This window comes from Sphingobacterium paramultivorum, from assembly GCF_014109745.1.
GTDB lineage: Bacteria > Bacteroidota > Bacteroidia > Sphingobacteriales > Sphingobacteriaceae > Sphingobacterium > Sphingobacterium paramultivorum.
In genome coordinates this window covers 4,519,819-4,538,934 of the sequence record NZ_CP058555.1, presented here as the reverse complement: position 1 = coordinate 4,538,934, position 19,116 = coordinate 4,519,819, and the positions used below count along the sequence as shown (strand labels likewise).

General features: G+C 40.1%; 10 protein-coding genes. All 10 read left to right on the top strand.

Going from position 1 to position 19,116, the window contains the following annotated elements; all coding sequences use genetic code 11:
• Positions 1 to 168: 168 nt before the first annotated feature.
• The 10 genes from HS960_RS19080 to HS960_RS19035 all read left to right on the top strand — a co-directional run bounded on the left by HS960_RS19080 (position 169) and on the right by HS960_RS19035 (position 18,987).
• A complete protein-coding gene (locus HS960_RS19080; RefSeq protein WP_153844835.1) occupies positions 169 to 2,466 on the top strand; it encodes a GH92 family glycosyl hydrolase in 2,298 nt (765 codons plus the stop codon).
• A gap of 225 nt (positions 2,467 to 2,691) precedes the next feature.
• Entirely contained in the window at positions 2,692 to 3,054 is a 363-nt protein-coding gene (locus HS960_RS19075) for a hypothetical protein (RefSeq protein ID WP_070561742.1), read from the top strand.
• A gap of 184 nt (positions 3,055 to 3,238) precedes the next feature.
• Positions 3,239 to 4,345: an efflux RND transporter periplasmic adaptor subunit gene (locus HS960_RS19070; RefSeq protein ID WP_153844836.1), complete on the top strand. Its 1,107-nt coding sequence runs from the start codon at positions 3,239 to 3,241 to the stop codon at positions 4,343 to 4,345.
• Positions 4,346 to 4,358: 13 nt separating this feature from the next.
• Positions 4,359 to 8,909, top strand: a complete 4,551-nt coding sequence (locus tag HS960_RS19065; protein WP_182330377.1) for an efflux RND transporter permease subunit — start codon at positions 4,359 to 4,361, stop codon at positions 8,907 to 8,909.
• A gap of 163 nt (positions 8,910 to 9,072) precedes the next feature.
• On the top strand, positions 9,073 to 10,701 hold the full coding sequence (locus HS960_RS19060) for a DUF6377 domain-containing protein (RefSeq protein WP_153844838.1): 1,629 nt from the start codon (positions 9,073 to 9,075) through the stop codon (positions 10,699 to 10,701).
• A gap of 289 nt (positions 10,702 to 10,990) precedes the next feature.
• Positions 10,991 to 13,936 (top strand): SusC/RagA family TonB-linked outer membrane protein, encoded by a 2,946-nt coding sequence (locus tag HS960_RS19055; protein ID WP_227550092.1) that lies wholly within the window; start codon positions 10,991 to 10,993, stop codon positions 13,934 to 13,936.
• A gap of 11 nt (positions 13,937 to 13,947) precedes the next feature.
• Positions 13,948 to 15,465, top strand: a complete 1,518-nt coding sequence (locus tag HS960_RS19050; RefSeq protein WP_182330375.1) for a RagB/SusD family nutrient uptake outer membrane protein — start codon at positions 13,948 to 13,950, stop codon at positions 15,463 to 15,465.
• Between the two features lie 79 nt (positions 15,466 to 15,544).
• Complete coding sequence (locus tag HS960_RS19045) at positions 15,545 to 17,017, top strand: glycoside hydrolase family 30 protein (RefSeq protein WP_228280082.1); 1,473 nt, start codon at positions 15,545 to 15,547, stop codon at positions 17,015 to 17,017.
• A gap of 57 nt (positions 17,018 to 17,074) precedes the next feature.
• Entirely contained in the window at positions 17,075 to 18,412 is a 1,338-nt protein-coding gene (locus tag HS960_RS19040; RefSeq protein WP_182330371.1) for a DUF5125 domain-containing protein, read from the top strand.
• A gap of 197 nt (positions 18,413 to 18,609) precedes the next feature.
• The gene (locus HS960_RS19035) at positions 18,610 to 18,987 is read left to right on the top strand and encodes a hypothetical protein (protein ID WP_153844843.1); all 378 of its coding nucleotides are present in this window, start codon (positions 18,610 to 18,612) and stop codon (positions 18,985 to 18,987) included.
• The last annotated feature ends 129 nt before the right edge of the window (positions 18,988 to 19,116 follow it).

Below are 19,116 nucleotides of genomic sequence, written 5' to 3'. Positions count from 1 at the left end.
AGAGGAATATTCTACGGTTATTTTTATGTTGGGTAGGATACGATCTACTCTTTTTTTGTAACCATCTTGTGAAAAATACCTTGCCATCTTCTATATTTAATTATCTTACTTATATTTACTAATACGTTTTAGCTTTTTTGCTAGTGCTATCAACCAAATACATAATTTATGTTTAATATTAAAAAACTAACAGGTAGTATTCTTTTTCTATTCGCGACGCATGCTGGAATGGCGCAACAAACCTCGCCTGTTGATTTCGTGAACCCTTTGATTGGTACTGAATCGAAGTATGAATTGTCTAATGGCAATACTTATCCTGCAATAGCTCGTCCTTGGGGTATGAATTTTTGGACCCCGCAGACTGGAAATATGGGCGATGGCTGGGTATATACTTACACGGCAGATAAAATTAAAGGATTTAAGCAAACCCACCAGCCAAGCCCCTGGAACAATGATTATGGTCAGTTTTCAATCATGCCAATAACAGGTACACCGCAATTTGATCAAGAAAAACGGGCGAGCTGGTTTTCGCATAAAGCTGAAATTGCCAAACCTTATTATTATAGCGTTTACCTTGCAGATCACGATGTGACAACAGAATTGTCGCCATCACAACGGGCAGCGATCTTTCAGTTCACCTTCCCCAAAACAGACAGTGCTTATGTTATTATTGATGCATTTGATAAGGGGTCTTATATTAAAGTAATTCCGCAGGAAAATAAGATTATCGGGTATTCAACAAAAAATAGCGGTGGTGTTCCAGAGAATTTCAAGAATTACTTCGTCATTACTTTCGATAGACCATTCTCCTACAAAGCTGCTGTTAAAAGCGGAGCGATAAGTAAAGACGAATTGGAAATTCAGGATAATCACGCTGGAGCAGTCGTTGGTTTCTCTCCCTTGAAAAGAGGGGAGAAGGTCACCGCCCGTATTGCTTCTTCCTTTATAAGTTTTGAGCAGGCAGAAATTAACCTGAAGGAGGTTAAATCGAAAACATTTCAACAGGTTGTTGACGAAGGTAAAGCACAGTGGAACGAAATCCTCGGACGTGTACAGGTTGAAGATCCTAATATTGACCGATTACGTACATTTTATTCCAGCCTCTATCGTTCAACACTTTTTCCAAGGGACTTTTCTGAAATTGATGGAACAGGCAAGCGTATACACTATAGCCCTTACAATGGGCAGGTCCTGCCTGGCGAAATGTTTACGGATACAGGCTTTTGGGACACCTTTAGAAGTTTGTTTCCCCTGTTGAATTTATTGTATCCGTCGATGAATGATCGGATGCAGGAAGGTTTGGTGAATGCGTATAAAGAGAGTGGTTACCTTCCGGAGTGGGCCTCGCCAGGACATCGTGCATCGATGATTGGAAACAATTCCGCTTCTATTGTAGCAGATGCCTTGATTACTGATCGCAAAGGCTATGATAAAGACCTGTTATGGGAAGCGCTTAAGCATGGGGCCAATAGTGCCTATCCGAAACACTCTTCGACGGGACGCTTCGGTTATGAATATTATAATAAATTGGGCTATATACCTGCTGATGTAAAAGTAGACCAAAATGTAGCACGTTCACTGGAATATGCATACAATGACTGGTGTATTTATGAATTTGGCAAAGCACTGGGCAAACCGGAAGCTGAAACAGCTATTTATGCAACACGCGCGATGAACTATAAAAATCTGTTTGACCCAAGTACAAAACTTATGCGTGGAAAAAAAGCAGACGGATCGTTCGTCTCAGATTTTGATCCAAGTGCCTGGTCGCGCGAATACACAGAAGGAAATGCTTGGCATTGGAGTTTTTGCGTGTTCCATGACCCTCAGGGTTTAATTAATTTGATGGGTGGTAATAAATCTTTTGCTTCCATGTTGGATACGGTGTTTGTTATTCCGAGTTATGAGGGTATGAAAAGTCGCGGAATGATCCATGAAATGCGTGAAATGCAGGTGATGAATATGGGGCAGTATGCGCATGGAAATCAGCCTATCCAACATATGCCCTATCTGTATAATTATGCTGCAGAGCCCTGGAAAGCACAATATTGGGTACGCAAAATAATGGATAAACTTTATTTGCCTACACCAGATGGCTATTGTGGTGATGAAGATAATGGGCAGACTTCAGCCTGGTATGTCTTCTCTTCGCTAGGATTTTATCCTGTTTCTCCTGCCTCGGGCGAATACGTGATTGGTTCACCACAATTCGATAAGGTGACATTAAATCTTGAAAATGGGAAAAAAGTGAATATCCAAGCGAAACAGCAGGGAGCAAATCAGGTCTACGTAGATCAACTAACTTGGAATGGAAAGCCTTATAGTCATAATTATATCCGTTATAAAGATTTATTGCAGGGTGCCAAACTTGATTTCAAAATGAGCGACGCACCGAATAGAAATAGAGGTACAAAAAAAGAAGATGCTCCATATTCCTTTAGTAACGAAAAAATAAAAGGAAAATAAAGATTGAGTTCTGATAGACAATAATGAATTCAATGATGATACTTTAGTTCGAAGTAATTGTGTCGACTGTTTAATTGATCTTTTAAGGTTTATAACGGAAACCATGAACATTACTTGTTTTTTGAAAACCATGACAGCTAATTTTTTAGGCTGTCATGGTTTTTTTACACGAATAAAATAATCTTAGCTATTTAAAGTCATACCTTTGTAGTTCGAAATTTCGATATGTTAGGCAAAATATTTCATTTTTTAACACTCTTTGCATACCTTAATCTGTTGACCTATGAGTCTTTCTCCTCGGCAACCGGACAGGTGCTGCATGCAGGTGAGACTATTGTGGAGTATTTTCTGGATGATGTATTGGATTTGGAACCCATTCATTCTTCCCAAGAAGAAAAAGTACTATTGCAAGATGATTATCGTATATTTTCGCTCAATAGTCAAGTACTACCAATTTTTATTTTTGTTTTTGGAATCGTCTTTACGGCATTATGTTTCGCAAAAGATGATGAACATCCTTTTTACCGATCTAAAACCCTATGCTTACCAGGGTATTATCGCTTCCTGTCCCGTTTTAGGCCATTCTAGTTACGCTCCTCTAATTTTCTAGCGGAGGCTGCAACAGTTTAATTTTATTTCTATATATGGTATGGAAGGCCTTGGGCCGCTCTTTACACTATAGAATTGCTGTAGCTCCCATCTAACACATTCTCCTAACGACTGATTTTAAAATACCGTAGGAGGGTTTAACATTTTACATTTTTTATCGTTTATGAAGAAATTACTTTTACTGTGCCTTTTCGTGGGTATGGTTGGGATGCTGGCTTCATGCCATTCATCCAACGCTAACGCTGATCCGAAAGAAGAACTCAAAAATATCCCTGTAGTACCTTTAATGGTAATGGATACGACTGTTTATCAAGAGTATATTGCGGATGTTCAAGCCTTAAAAAACGTCGAAATTCGTTCCAAATTGAATGGGTTTTTAGATAAAATTTATGTAGACGAGGGGGCTTGGGTAAAGAAAGGCCAAATACTATTTAGGTATAATAATGAGGAATATCGTTCGGAATTAGCCAAGGCCAAAGCACAGTATGATAATGCCATTGCCGAAGCACAAAAGATTAAGCTGGAAATGGAGCGAACTCAAAAATTGGTTGACAAGAATATTGTGAGCTCTTCCGAATATAATTTATTGAAAATTCAACTAAAAGCGGCCAATTCTAAGATAGAAGAAGCCCGAGCTTTGGTTAATCAGGCACAGACAAGATTGGACTATACTGTTATACAAGCTCCTTTTGACGGCCGTATAGACCGTATCTTATTGAGAGAAGGCTCTTTATTGACCGAGGGTAGCTTAATTACGACGATCTCCGATTTAAGCAAAGTGAACGTTTATTTTGACATTTCTGAAAGGGAGTATCTGACACTTATGCGTGATAAGTTGGACGGTAAGGAAACGCAAAAATCGGTCAAGTTAATTTTGGCCAATGGTGAGCTGTATCCACACGAGGGAATTGCCCATTTGGTAGAAAGTGAATTTGAAGCCAATACTGGATCCATTGCCCTTCGGGTTCAATTTCCCAATGCCGAGCATATCCTAAAACATGGTGCAACAGGTAAGATTGCTGTGCCAATGCAGACAGGGGAACATACCTTTGTACACCAAAAATCAGTATTTGAAATTCAGGACAAGACATACGTTTATACTGTACAGGCAGATAGTACCGTAAAAATGACACCTTTTACAGCGGGCCCGCGTGTGGGGCATTATTACATCGTGGATGGAGGTTTAGATCCCAACGCCAAGATTGTCTATGAGGGGGTACAGGGACTGCGGAGTGGAATGAAGATTAATCCAAAAATGAGGAAACTGTAGGGGAGGATAAATTATGTTTGAAACATTTATAAAACGACCCATATTGTCGTTGGTTATTTCGGTGTTTATTACACTTTTAGGGTTGTTGGCCTTATTTACATTGCCCATCACACAATTTCCGGACATTGTACCACCTTCGGTAGTCGTCAATGCCAATTATACAGGTGCCAATGCTGAGGTGAGTACAAATGCCGTCGCTATTCCTTTGGAAAAAGCAATCAACGGTGTAGCTGGGATGACTTACATGAATTCAGTGTCTACCAATAACGGCAGCACGGTTATTCAAATCTTTTTTGAAGTTGGTACAGATCCAGATATTGCAGCTGTAAACGTACAGAATAGGGTAACTACTGTATTGGATGAACTCCCTGAAGAGGTCATCAAAGCAGGGGTAACCACCGAAAAAGAGGTCAACTCCATGCTGATGTATCTGAATGTTTTTACCGATGATGAAACCGCGGATGAAAGATTCATTTACAATTTCGCAGATATCAACATTCTAAAGGAACTGAAACGGATTGAAGGTGTCGGTCTCGCTCAGATTATGGGAATGCGTGATTATGCGATGCGTGTATGGGTTAAACCTGACCGTATGGCAGCTTATAATATCTCTACGGAGGATGTGGTGGCCGCATTACGAAAACAGAATATCGAGGCTGCGCCTGGACAAACCGGTATCAGTTCCGATAAAATGCGTAACATGCAACAATATGTATTGCGTTATCCAGGTAAATTCACTGAAATTGAGGAATATGCCAATATACCTATTCGAGCTACTTCAAATGGTTCTATTATCCGTATAAAAGACGTAGCAGATGTTGAATTTGGTTCATTGGATTATGAAATGGTATCCAAAACTGATGGACGTCCATCCGCATCCATCATGCTAAAGCAATTGCCGGGATCAAATGCACAAGAGGTTATTCAGCGTGTAAAAGACCGCATGGCAGAATTGAAACAAACGCAATTCCCGACTGGCATGACCTATACCATGGGTTATGATGTGTCGCGGTTTTTGGATGCTTCAATTTCTTCTGTCATCAAAACCTTATTGGAGGCGTTTCTTTTAGTTTTTATCGTTGTATTTATCTTTTTACAGGATTTTAGGGCGACTATTATACCAATTTTGGCTGTACCAGTATGTTTGATTGGAGCATTGTTTTTTATGCAGATGTTAGGTTTCTCAATCAACCTGCTGACCTTGTTTGCCTTGGTACTGGCCATAGGTATTGTGGTGGACAATGGAATTGTCGTCGTCGAGGCTGTATATGCAAAGATGGAAGAAGAACATCTTCAACCTATGGAGGCGACATTGGAGGCAATGAAAGAAGTCGGTGGCGCTGTAGTGGCCATTACGTTGGTGATGTCTGCCGTGTTTGTTCCAGTTGCCTTTCTTTCAGGGCCGGTGGGGATATTTTATCGTCAATTTTCATTGACGCTCGCGGCTGCCATTGTTATTTCAGGTATCAACGCGTTGACATTGACGCCGGCTTTATGCGCGCTTTTCCTAAAATCGCCCCATGACCGTAAACCTTCGAATAACTGGTTGGATCGTTTCTTTAAAAAATTCAATGCCATTTATGACAAGACTGCCTTCGGCTATAAGGGAATTTTGGTAAAAACCAGTGCGCGACGTGGATTGACTCTCCTTCTACTTGGAGGATTCTTTCTAGTGACCTGGGGAAGTAGTGCCATCTTACCCTCAGGTTTTATTCCAACCGAGGATCAAGGAATGATCTATGTCGCTGTAACAACCCCGCCGGGAGCAACCGTAGACCGTACAGAACGCGTTTTGGATAAAATTGACTCCGTATCACGGAAACTCGATGTTGTTGAAACAGTCTCTACGTTGTCCGGTTATAGTATCATTACAGAAGTATCCGGTGCTTCCTATGGGATGGGGATGATTAACCTTAAGCCTTGGAAAGAACGTGATCAGACCGTAGCGGATGTCATTAAAGAATTACGTGATAAGACTAAGGATTTTGCGGATGCAGAGATTGATTTTTTTCCACCGCCAACGGTGCCAGGCTTCGGTAACTCTTCAGGTTTTGAGTTGCGGCTTTTGGATCGCAGTGGTAACGAAGATCTCAATAAGACGGCTGAGGTATTGCAGAAGTTTATGGACGATATGGAGAAAAGCGAAGTCCTTCAGGATATCGGTTCCAGTTTTGATGTAAACTTCCCGCAATATATGCTGAAGGTGGACTACGATATGGCTGCAAAAAAAGGAATATCGGTGGAGAATGCCATGAATACACTGCAGACCTTAATGGGAAGTCTTTACGCAACAAATTTCATCCGTTACGGACAGATGTATAAGGTCATGGTACAGGCTGGTCCCGAATATCGCCAAAGACCAGAAGATGTATTACGCTTATATGTGAAGAATGAGACGGGTGAGATGGTACCATACAATGCCTTTATTTCGATGGAAAGAATTTATGGTCCTGAACAAATTACCCGTTACAATATGTTCAGTTCAGCAATGATTACTGGACAGTCTTCAGCCGGTTTCAGCTCCGGACAAGCTATCGAAGAAGTCGAGAAAATTGCTTCTTCTTTGCCGCAAGGGTATAGTATCGAATGGTCGGGGATGACTCGTGAACAGAAAATCTCCGGAAATCAAGCCTTGTATATTTTTGCACTCTGTCTTCTGTTTGTTTATCTGTTGTTATGTGCACAGTATGAAAGCTTTCTGTTGCCTTTACCTGTTCTGCTCTGTCTTCCGGCAGGGATCTTTGGTGCATTTATCTTCTTGAAAGTCTTTGGATTGGAAAACAATATCTATGCGCAGGTCGCATTGGTCATGCTGATTGGTTTGTTAGGTAAGAATGCGATCCTGATTGTGGAATATGCCAATTTGAAATATAAGCAGGGAATGGATATCGTGACCGCTTCAATCGAAGGAGCTGTTGCCCGTTTGCGTCCGATATTAATGACTTCCTTTGCATTTATTGCAGGTCTAATTCCCTTGATGATGGCCAGTGGAGCAGGAGCATTGGGTAATCGAAGTATCGGTACCGCTGCGGTGGGAGGAATGCTTATCGGAACCATACTCGGAGTAATTGTCATCCCGGGATTAGTGATCTTATTTTCAAAAAAGGATAACAAGAAACAGGTCGTTAAAAAAGCATCTTTAGTCATAGCTGCACTTATTTTATTTGGTAGTTGCTCGGTTCCCAAAAAAACGCTTCAACCGGAGAAATTAAATGTACCGACTTCTTTTTCCAAACATCTTTCTCCAGATAGTTTAAATGTAGGAAGCCGGTCTTGGAAGGAAATTTTTAAAGATCCGAAGTTGGTTTCTCTAATTGATTCTGCTCTGCAGAACAATTTAGATATTCGTCAATCCATTTTGCGGTTGGAATCTGCACAAGCTTATTTTAAACAACGGAAGGCGGCATTGGGGCCAACTGTAGAGGCTGCAGTAGAAGGAGGAATTCGGAAATATGGGCATTATACAGAATCAGGAATAGGTAATTATGATTCAAATTTTTCGGAGAACTTGAAAAGTGATGAAAAATTGCCCGAACCATTTATCCCAGATTATTTTATAGGACTTCGTTCGTCCTGGGAGATTGATCTTTGGGGAAAGTTGAAGAGTCAAAAGCAGGCCGCTTATTTTAGCTTTTTAGCTGAACAGGAAGGCAAGCGTCTATTAGAAACGGAATTGGTATCCAATATTGCGACGGCTTATTATGAACTAATTGCTTTGGATCAAAAGATAAAAGTTTACAATCGGAATATTGAATTACATAAAAATGCACTGGAAGTTGTTGAGGTGAAAAAAGATGCCGGTTATGCGACTGAACTTTCTGTGCAACAATTTAAAGCACTATTAGCCAACTCGAAAGCTGCCAAAGAACAATTGAGCCAGGAAATAGCACTTTGGGAACATCATATCAACGGCCTGTTGGGACGTTTTTATCAGCCTATTGTAAGAAGTACATATACCGAAAATGCAGATTTGTATCATGCAATGCGTTTTGGTACACCAGATGATCTCGTGAACCAACGCCCAGATATTAAGGCCGCTTATTTGAAAGTCATTGCTTCTTCGAATAATCAGGAAGCATCACGTTTGGCTTTTTTGCCTTCTGTTGCAATAAGTCCATTTCTCGGATTACAGAGCTTTAGCTTTAACAAGTTATTTAATTTGGATAAATCTATTGCTTATAATTTATTTGGAGGTATTACACTGCCGATATTTAATCAAAGACAGCTTAAAACACAGTATGAGATTGCGAAAGCAGATTATGGAATTGCGTTTGTAGACTATGAAAAAGCAGTTGTAAACGCTTATAACGAAGTTTCCAATGTTGTCATGACGCAAGAGGCAATCGTCAAACGACGTAGCTTTGTCGATGAACATGTTCAAGCGTTAAACCTCTCTATTGAAGCGGCACAGGAACTATTTATTGCGGGGCGGGTGACTTCTCTTGATGTCGTTACAGCACAAAAAGAGTCTCTGGAAGCCCAAATAGGAAAAGTAGAATTGGAGAAAGAGAATACTTTAAATCAGATTCTACTCTACAAAGCCTTGGGAGGAGGTTGGCAATAGGTTGCGATATAAAAAAAGAAAACTATTTTTCATGCGATAAAGAATTAACTTGTTAATTCTTGGACCCTTAACTGGGTCAGGGGAAGAGGCCGTCGTGAGACGTCCTCTTTTTTGTTGTTATTTTTATGTAGTTTAGTCTACACTATCTTGAACCGATTTTATTATGTTGCAGCGCATTTTTCTTTTTATTCTTTTCGCACATTTTAGTCTTTACCTATCTGCACAAGTGGCTTCCGATAGCACCCGGGTTTTGCAACGATTGGAATATCTGATGGAAAATCAGAAAATTTACATCAAGAACCGTGAAGATAAATTGGAGAAATTAAAACAGGAGGCAAAAGCATTAGAAGGCAATCCCGTTCAATTTTTGAAGAAGAACTACGAAATCTTTGAAAATTATAAGAAGTTTGATTCTGACGCAGCGCTTACTTATATTTTACTGTGTCAAAAGCTCGCTCCACCGCTTAATGACTCCCTACAGGCAGTGATTCATCTCGATTTGGCCTGGGTGTATTCCACCATCGGAAGGTATATAGAAGCTTCACAATTGTTGAAGCAAGTCGATCCCGCTCATCTAGGTAGGGATCTTCTCGCCAAGTATTACGATACCTACAGCTCGTTCTATAGTCATTATGGTCAGAGCAATAATCGACCAGAATATTATCAGGCAAGTGAAAAATATCGTGATTCTTTGTTAACGGTACTACCGAAGTCTTCCTTGGAATATCGTACCACCATTGCGATAAAAACGCTGTTTAACGGTAACCGGGAGGACGCTAAAAAGCAATTGTTAATCCTCTGGAATGAGAATAAAAAGGATATTGAGCAGCGCGCGCTGATCGCCTATTTTATGGGGCTCATTTATAAATATGAAAAGGATACGAAAAGCCAAATTTACTACCTTTCAATATCGGCCAGTGCAGATATTGAAATGGCAAATCGTGATAATGCATCTTTTCATGATCTGGCGTTAACGTATTACGATCAACAGGATTTTGATCGGGCTTTTCAGTTTATTGAAAAAGCAATCGACGATGCGATGTTATGTAAAGTACGGTATCGCATTATTGAGGGGACCTCTTCTTATCCCATTATCAATGCCGCCTATCAGCAGAAAATCAGTAGTCAAAATCGACAATTGGTTGGACTGGTCATTATCGTTAGTATTTTATTGATCGGTGTCATTATTGGACTTGTTGTTATCTATAGACAGGTACAACATTTGCGGCGAATACGATCAGAATTATCTGCCACAAATCAGCAGCTTCGCTCATTGAATAACGAAATTAACCAGACTAACCTTAAATTGTCGGAATCCAACCATATTAAAGAAGAATATATCGCCCAATTCTTTGACATGTGTTCGAGTTACATCGATAAAATGGAAGATATCAGAAAGGCATTACTGAAAAAAGCGACGAATCAGCAATGGGATGCGCTGCGGGAACAGTTAAAGTCAACGCAAATGGAAGAAAGGGAAGTGCAGCAGCTTTATGTTAATTTTGATCGTATCTTTTTAAATCTATATCCAACCTTTGTTGATGAATTCAATGCGCTACTTCAGGAAGAGGAGAAGATCTATCCCAAAAAGACAGAGTTGTTAAATACCGAACTTCGGATTTTCGCATTAATTCGATTAGGGATCGATGATTCCGTGAAGATTGCAAGTTTCCTGCGATACTCGCTTCGGACGGTTTATAATTACAGAACAAAAGTACGTAATAAAGCCGCGGGAAATCGTGATGCTTTCGAGGCGGCTGTATGTCAGATTGCGGTGATCGACCGGGCATAAAATGTGCTGTAATACCCGAAAATTGTCTATGTTAAAGACAATTGTACGCTCCTTTAGGTACTTTTTAAGGGTGTATATTTTTTATAGTCATCTTGTTTTTAGTTATTTATGTTTTTTCTTCGGTACTTTTTAAGTACTAGCTCTTTTTTCTCCGTCAAGCTGATCTTAGTTTTGTTTTGAGCAATGAAGCAGGGGAAACTCATTGCCATTTTGGAATAACCAAAAGATTAAACAATAACCAATTTTTTTATTTCATATGATTTACTTTACACGAAAAGTTGCCTTTTCAATGGGGTTAGCTTTCTTGTTTACTTTGGTGAATTTGGTGTTTGCCCAAGACCGAATTCAAGTTAGTGGACGAGTCTTGGATGCCCAAGATCAGAAACCACTCTCTGGAGTAACCATTACTCAAAAAGGAAGTAATAACGCAGTCTCCAGTAACGGAGATGGGCGTTTTCAGATTTCAGCTAGCACGGGCAGTATACTCCAATTTACTTTTGTTGGCTACGACAGTAAAGAACTACCTGCCAACAGTACCATGATTGTCCAATTAAATTCCTCAACCAATTTGCTGGAGGATGTTATTGTAATCGGTTATGGTAGCGTGAAAAGAAAAGATGTCACGACTGCAATCTCTTCAGTTTCCACCAAAGACTTAGAAAAGAGACCCGTTACTAATTTTGGGCAAGCCATTCAGGGTAAAGCTGCCGGGGTCACTGTTATTCAGCCGAGTGGTCAGCCAGGTGCAGCACCTCAGATACAAATTCGTGGGATAACGTCTTTTAATAGCAATACCACTCCTTTGTATGTTGTTGATGGAGTTCCTGTGGAAGATATTAAGTTCTTGTCTCCTAATGATATCACGGATATTCAAATTCTAAAGGACGCGTCATCGGCAGCGATTTACGGCTCCCGTGGTTCTAACGGTGTTATCTTGGTTACGACAAAATCAGGAAAAGCCGGGGAAGCAAAAATTACACTGGGAACACAGTGGACAGCCAATGTTGTCAATAACACGGTTAAAGTTTTAAATACCAGTCAATACAAAGATTTACAGGATGAAATAGGCATGATAAATCTGCCAGAGGGATTGTTGGATCAAACAGATTGGTTTAAAGAAACCTATAAGACAGGTATTCAACAAAATCATCAAATATCCGTTTCGGATGGCAATGAGAAGCTCCGTTATTATTTAGGTGGGGGGTATTTGAACGAAAAAGGAACACTACAAGGATCCTTCTTTAGACGATATAATTTTCGTGCTAATATTGATAATCAAGTCCGAAAATGGCTAAAGGTGAATGCGAATATCAATTATTCCGATAACAATGATAATGGAATTACCTCAGGATTGGGTTCTAATCGTGGGGGGGTAGTTACATCGGTGATTACAACACCAACCTACGCGCCTGTATGGGATCTAACCAATCCGGATCGATTCTATAATAATTTCTATGGGATCAACAACATCACCAGTCCTTTGGAAAACCTAGCCCGGACAAGAAATAATAATAACCGCGAAAACCGACTTGTTGCCACAGGAAGTGCACTGGTTTCTTTTATGCCTAATTTAACTTGGAAAACTGCGTTTTCATTAGATAGAAGATCAGGTGTGATGACGACCTTTTTGGACCCTTGGACAACAGCTTGGGGAAGAAACCAATTCGGGGAGGCTTCAGATATTCGTAATACAAATACCGTGTTGACTTGGGACAATTTCTTGACGTACACGAAGAGCTTTGGAAAGCATAATTTGGAAGTAATGGGCGGTTCGTCATGGACAGATTCCAAGTACTCCAGAAGCTATATCTATGGTTCAAACTATGCAAATGGAATCATTGAGACACTTAATGCGGCAAACAAAATCTCTTGGGATAGAACAGGATCCACAGCATCCAACTGGGGGATTATGTCCTATTTCGCCCGCGCAATGTATAATTATGATGGCAAGTATTTATTGACCGCAAATATGCGTGCCGATGGTTCTTCGAAGTTGAGTCCGGAACGTCGCTGGGGGTATTTCCCATCGGTTTCAGCTGCATGGAGAATCTCTTCTGAAGACTTTATGAAAGATGTAACCTGGATAAACGACTTTAAAATCCGTGGCGGATGGGGACAGACAGGTAATCAATATGGATTAGGTGATTATGCGTACCTACAGTTGAGTGGGATCCAACGTCAACAGTGGTTCGTTGAGGGAAAAGACAATTCATTGCCAAATATCAATAAACCAACAATCTTAAGAGCGAAAGATTTGACTTGGGAGACGACAAGCACAACCAGTATTGGTTTTGATATCACTATGTTGAATAATCGACTCAGCATCAGTGCAGATTATTACAACAAGGATACGAAAGATCTTTTAATGAATGCAAGTTTGCCCGCAGGACAGCAAGCAACCACAATCCAAAGAAATGGTGGAAGGTTGAATAACCATGGTTTTGAATTCGCGGTAAATTCAAAAAATCTGACCGGAAACTTGACTTGGAATACCGATTTTAATATTTCTTTTAACAGAAATAAACTGAAACAACTGGATCTTCAACAAGTGTACTACGATGTAAAGACAAACGATTATGTCAATGATTTTGTCGTGAAGAATGAGCCAGGAAGATCACTTGCAGGATTCTTCGGTTATATCTCTGATGGTGTAAACCCTGAAACCGGCGAACTCATGTACCGCGACTTGAATGGCGATGGAAAGATTTCATCGAGCGACCGCACATATATCGGTAATCCTCTTCCAAAGTTTGTCTATGGTATGACAAACAGCTTCTCCTGGAAAAATTTCGACCTCAGTATATTTATTCAGGGAACTTACGGAAACGATATCTTCAATGCGAGCCGCATGGAAACAGAGGGGATGTATGATGGTCGAAATCAAACTACTGTTGTATTGGATCGTTGGCGGGTACCGGGACAAATTACCAACGTTCCGAAAGCTGGGTTTGACATGAAGAATTCAACCTATTTTGTTGAGGATGGTAGTTATTTGCGGATGAAAAATGTTTCCTTGGGCTATTCCATTTCTCCGGAGAGACTGAAACGTATTGGTATCCATAAAATTCAGCCTTATCTATCTGTAAGTAATCTATTTACCTTGACTAAATATTCAGGTATGGATCCCGAAGTAAACCAGTATTCCGGTGGATCTGATTCCAGAATCCAGGGTATTGATTGGGGGACCTATCCACAGAATCGTTCATTTGTTTTAGGTCTTAATATTGAGTTTTAATTGTCTGTATCATGAAAAAATATATAAGTAACGCTCTTTCTTTGCTAACCGGCTCTTTGTTTTTATTTTCTTGCTCTTTGAACCGTGATCCACTTTCAGATTATTCGGATGTTAGTCAAGGGAAGACAGAGACAGGAACGCAGGTCGTTTTCAAGAATAAAGCCGAAGTTGAAACTTACTTGGCGGGGATCTATCAACAGATGAAAGATCGGCAGGAACATTGGTACCTCGACCTGCTCTTGATTGGCGATTCGCACGCCGATAATTCCTATGCGGGAACGACCGGCGCGGAAGTTGTACCTTTTGAAAATAATTCTATTGAAGGGTCTAATTCTGTGGTTGACCGGGATTGGGGAAGATATCTGGAAGATGTTGGACGTGCAAATCGATTGATCATTTATGTGGATAGTGTCGCTGATAAATCGGTGAGCGATACAGAAATTAGGACTTATAAAGCACAAGCGAAACTATTCAGAGCATTGGCGATGTTTGATATGGTCCGTATATTTGGATCTATCCCTGTCATTACCACAATTGCACCCGATATTACCGGTGATAATGTCAATGAAGTTTATCCGCAGTATTTCCCTAAACAAGCTACCGAAGAAGAAGCCTATAAGCAGATCGAAAAAGATTTGATGGATGGATTGGCAGATGCGCCGGCCAACAATAACGGAAATAAGACTTTATTTACTAAATCCGTAGCGCGAGCTATGCTGGCAAAGATCTATGCCGAAAAACCAATTCGCGATTATGCTAAAGTTATCCAATTTGTTGATGCATTGACTGGGGATGGCTTTGATCTGAATACCAATTACTCGGATTTATATGCGATGAATGCAAGCAGCACAGATCTTGCACAACGGAATACGAAAGAATCGATTTTGGAAGCACAGTTCACTGCAGGTGGAGGCAATTGGGCGACTTGGATGTTTGGAAGGGATTTGTCCAATTATGATAATAACTTCACATGGGCAAAATGGATAACCCCATCACGGGATTTGATACAAGCATATACTAATGAAGGGGATCAGATTCGTTTGGGGCAATCTATCGTCTATTATTCCACTACTTGGAGCAACTATTATCCTTCAAATCATTATCCATTCATGTTTAAATTGCGGTCTGCATTTAATAGTATTGTCAAGCTTCGTTACGCAGATCTTCTATTGCTCAAGGCAGAAGCTTTAATTCAACAGGGATCAGATTTATCCGGCGCAGCAGACATTATTGACAAAATTCGCACACGTGTTAAATTACCAAAATTGTCAACTGCGATACGTTCAAATAAGGATGCTTTATTAGATGCTTATCTGAAAGAACGTCGTCTTGAATTAGCCTTCGAAGGACAACGCTGGTTCGATCTCGTGCGCTTAGATAAGGTGGAATCTGTCATGAATGCGGTCTATGCAAAAGACGCTGGCAGAAAGGCGCAGGTGTATCCCTTTACGAAAAACTCTTATCGTTTACCGGTTCCGCAACCAAAAATTGATCAGAATCCTAATCTAGTTCAGAATCCGGGGTATTAATTGATTTAACAAGTGGAATCCCCCATCTGATGGATGGAGACAAATATATTAACAGATGAAACGTAATAATAAAAAAACTATGATATATACATTCTTGTTGTCCTGTCTAGTGACGGCAACATCTTGTAACCGTGACAGCTATACACCTTCGCAAGGTGATGAAATTAAAAAAAGTGGTGATGTTACCATTTATACGACGACGGGCAGTCGGTCTTTGGATTTTGGAAAGCGCTTTGTTGATTTCAGCTCCAAATTTAATATGTCGCCCAATACAATTACGCTAGATCCTACTAAGAAATTCCAGACGATGGACGGCTTCGGTGCAGCCATCACAGGCTCAACATGTTATAATTTAATGAAAATGAGTAAGGAAGATCGGACAAAATTCCTTACAGAGACTTTTTCAGATAAAGATGGAATGGGAATGAACTATATCCGTATTGCTATTGGATGTTCCGACTTCTCTTTGAGTGAATATACCTGTTGGGACAAAGAAGGAAAGGAAAATTTTGGATTGCAGTCTGAAGAGACCCAATATATCATTCCGGTGCTGAAAGAAATACTTGCTATCAATCCATCCATAAAAATCATGGGCTCCCCATGGACTCCACCGAAATGGATGAAAGTTAACAACCTAACTGATTTAAAGCCCTTTGATTCATGGACCAGTGGTCAGTTAAATCCAAAATATTACCAGGATTATGGTTGGTATTTCGTTCAATGGATCCAGGCAATGAAGAAAGAAGGCATTAATATTTATTCGATTACTGTTCAAAATGAACCATTGAATAGAAAAAATTCCGCTTCGCTTTATATGTCATGGCAGGAACAACAGGCTTTTGTCAAACAAGCGCTAGGCCCGCAATTAAAAGCGGCTAACTTATCAACAAAGATCTATGCATTTGATCATAATTATAACTATGATAATATTGCCGATCAGTCTGATTACCCAGTAAAGATTTATAACGATGCCGGAGCAGCGTCATTCTTCGCCGGAGCGGCATACCATAATTATGGAGGGGATAAAGCTGAACTTATCGATATTCATAATCAACGCCCAGACAAGGAACTGGTATTTACGGAAACATCCATTGGGGAATGGAATGATGGACGCAATCTTGAAAAACGTTTGATGGAGGATATGCGTGAAGTGGCTCTCGGTACAGTGAACAATTGGAGTAAGGGTGTTATTGTATGGAACCTGATGCTTGATACTGACAAAGGGCCAAATCGCGAAGGTGGCTGTCAGACATGTTATGGCGCCGTGGATATTAGTAAGGCAAATTATAAGAATATAACGCGCAATTCGCACTACTATATTGTTGGTCATCTTTCTTCGGTTGTCAAATCAGGAGCCTCGCGGATTGGTACTTCTGGGTATACAGCAGAAGGGCTAGTTTATACAGCCTTTCAAAATACAGATGGGACCTACGCTGTTGTTCTGTTAAACGAGTCAGGAGATAGCCGTAAAATTACCGTCGCAGACGGTAAACATCATTTTAGCTATGATGTGCCAGCTAAGTCGGTTGTTTCTTACCGTTGGACCTATTAACTGGAGGATGATAAACCCTAAGCGCTATCACATTGATAGCGCATAAATTATGAACAAATGAAAAGATATCTCATCAATATACTATTGGGAACTGCTGCTATTACTGCAGTTAGTTCCTGTAAAAAGGATGAAAAATATACCTATCAAATAGGGGATCCTAAAATCGAATTGAAATCGCCTATCTCGGCTGCAAATTTTGGGGATAGTCTCGAGTTTCAGGTCCATGTGTCGGATAGTGAAGTTGCGCTGTCTACTGTTAAAGCACAATTGTATTTTACAGATGACAAGGTAACAGAAACCGTTATCCGTACCAAACAAAATGGAGACTATGCTGGAAAGATTTATGTTCCGTTCCTGAAAGATATTCCCGATGGAAAAGCAACCCTTAAGTTTGTCTTACAGAATATTAGCCAAAAAATAACGGAACAATCTTTTGATATTAACCTGAGCAGACCCGACTTTCCATATTTGACTTTAGTCACAGAATCCAAATCCTATCGCATGGAAAAGGTCGGGCGCAACCAATATGCGGCAAAAGAAAATTTTGCAGCTGAGGTAAAAGGCTATATTCAAGCGCCAAAAGTAGGTACACAAGGCAATGCGATGAACTTTGGATGGGTCAATAATGTTATTAACTTGGGGTCTACCGCTGAAATTCCTTTTTCAAATTCGACTTCTGGCGTATATCCAATTCAATTTAATACATTGACATTTCAGGCATCTCCATTTATTGTTGTACTGCTAAATGGATCGCAGTTCAGTCGACTGGATGATAAACATGCTAAAGTTGAAATCGAGCTGGCGCAAGGGAAAACGACGACTTTTGAAGGGATTGCGGATCTGCAAGATTGGTGGATCGATCCAGATTTCTTTACCAAAGCGGCCGATGGCACCCTATCCTTTAAAGGAGCGACAGGGAAATATCGTGTTACCGCAGACTTTAACTTAAAATACTTTGTGGTTGAGGCGATGACGGGCAATGATTTGGCAAAACTCCAAGATGATGGATCTGGGGCTGTCTGGATTATTGGTGAAGGAATTGGAAAGCCTAAAGTATCCAGTAACCAGGTGGGCTGGAACACGGATAAAGCGCTTTGTCTGGTTCCACTAGGTAACAAGAAATACCAGATAACTGTTAAGGCAGGAGAGTCTATAAATTCTGATAACATCAACTTCAAATTTTTCCATCAAAAAGGATGGGGAGGTGAATTTGGGGGTACAGATGTGACAACCTCAAATGATATCGTCTTTGTCGGGGATGGCAAGAATGGTCGTGATTCAGGCAATCTGGGCATCAAAACGGGTAAAGTTTTAGAGGCAGGTAAAACCTATGTTTTTACATTGGATTTGACCGCCGGCAATAAGAAAGCAGTTTTGACGGTCACGTCAAAATAATTAAAATTGAGTTTTATAAGTCCTAGGTAGTAGTCTGCCTAGGACTTTTTCTTTTAAATAGCATTTGTTTATTCCAAGATTCATTTGTTATATTTGCCCAAACTCAAAACGAATTAGCATGAGCTCGATTTGGTAAGCTTACAAGATAAAGAAGTAATCTTAACGATGTAAGCTGCTATTGAGAATAAAATATTCGAATGAAAACCAGACTGTTTATATGGATTCTATTACCCTTGATGCTCCTCCAGAGCTTCTCGACGGTATGGCTATGGACAGTCTTCGAGTTGAATCGGGATTATATCGCACGTTACGAATGTATCAATCGTTTTAACGATAATGCGCTTGCCTGTCGAGGCCAGTGTATTTTGATGAAGAAAATGCGCGAGCATGAGGAAAAGGAACAAAAAAATCTTGAATTGCGTATTATCGATGTTGTTTTTATAAATAATACACAAGATTTTACATTTAAAAATACGGCTCTTTATGAAGATACTGTGGAGCGCCTGCTTCCAGTATATAATGAAGATTATTCTTATAATCCCATCTTTACGATATTTCACCCCCCTTTGGTTTAAATCCACTTAGAAATTTATTTGATTAAGTAGTCGATCACTGACGATGGATTACAAGGTATGCTAAGATTTCCTTCGCGTTATAATTGTGCTGTGAAAATGCTTTTAGTGATGCTTTGTCCATAAAATCGA

Excerpts from the sequence above, each read along its gene's own strand:
- HS960_RS19080 (WP_153844835.1), top strand. The coding sequence starts at position 169 with ATGTTTAATATTAAAAAACTAACAGGTAGTATTCTTTTTCTATTCGCG.
- HS960_RS19075 (WP_070561742.1), top strand. The coding sequence starts at position 2,692 with ATGTTAGGCAAAATATTTCATTTTTTAACACTCTTTGCATACCTTAAT.
- HS960_RS19070 (WP_153844836.1), top strand. The coding sequence starts at position 3,239 with ATGAAGAAATTACTTTTACTGTGCCTTTTCGTGGGTATGGTTGGGATG.
- HS960_RS19065 (WP_182330377.1), top strand. The coding sequence starts at position 4,359 with ATGTTTGAAACATTTATAAAACGACCCATATTGTCGTTGGTTATTTCG.
- HS960_RS19060 (WP_153844838.1), top strand. The coding sequence starts at position 9,073 with ATGTTGCAGCGCATTTTTCTTTTTATTCTTTTCGCACATTTTAGTCTT.
- HS960_RS19055 (WP_227550092.1), top strand. The coding sequence starts at position 10,991 with ATGGGGTTAGCTTTCTTGTTTACTTTGGTGAATTTGGTGTTTGCCCAA.
- HS960_RS19050 (WP_182330375.1), top strand. The coding sequence starts at position 13,948 with ATGAAAAAATATATAAGTAACGCTCTTTCTTTGCTAACCGGCTCTTTG.
- HS960_RS19045 (WP_228280082.1), top strand. The coding sequence starts at position 15,545 with ATGATATATACATTCTTGTTGTCCTGTCTAGTGACGGCAACATCTTGT.
- HS960_RS19040 (WP_182330371.1), top strand. The coding sequence starts at position 17,075 with ATGAAAAGATATCTCATCAATATACTATTGGGAACTGCTGCTATTACT.
- HS960_RS19035 (WP_153844843.1), top strand. The coding sequence starts at position 18,610 with ATGAAAACCAGACTGTTTATATGGATTCTATTACCCTTGATGCTCCTC.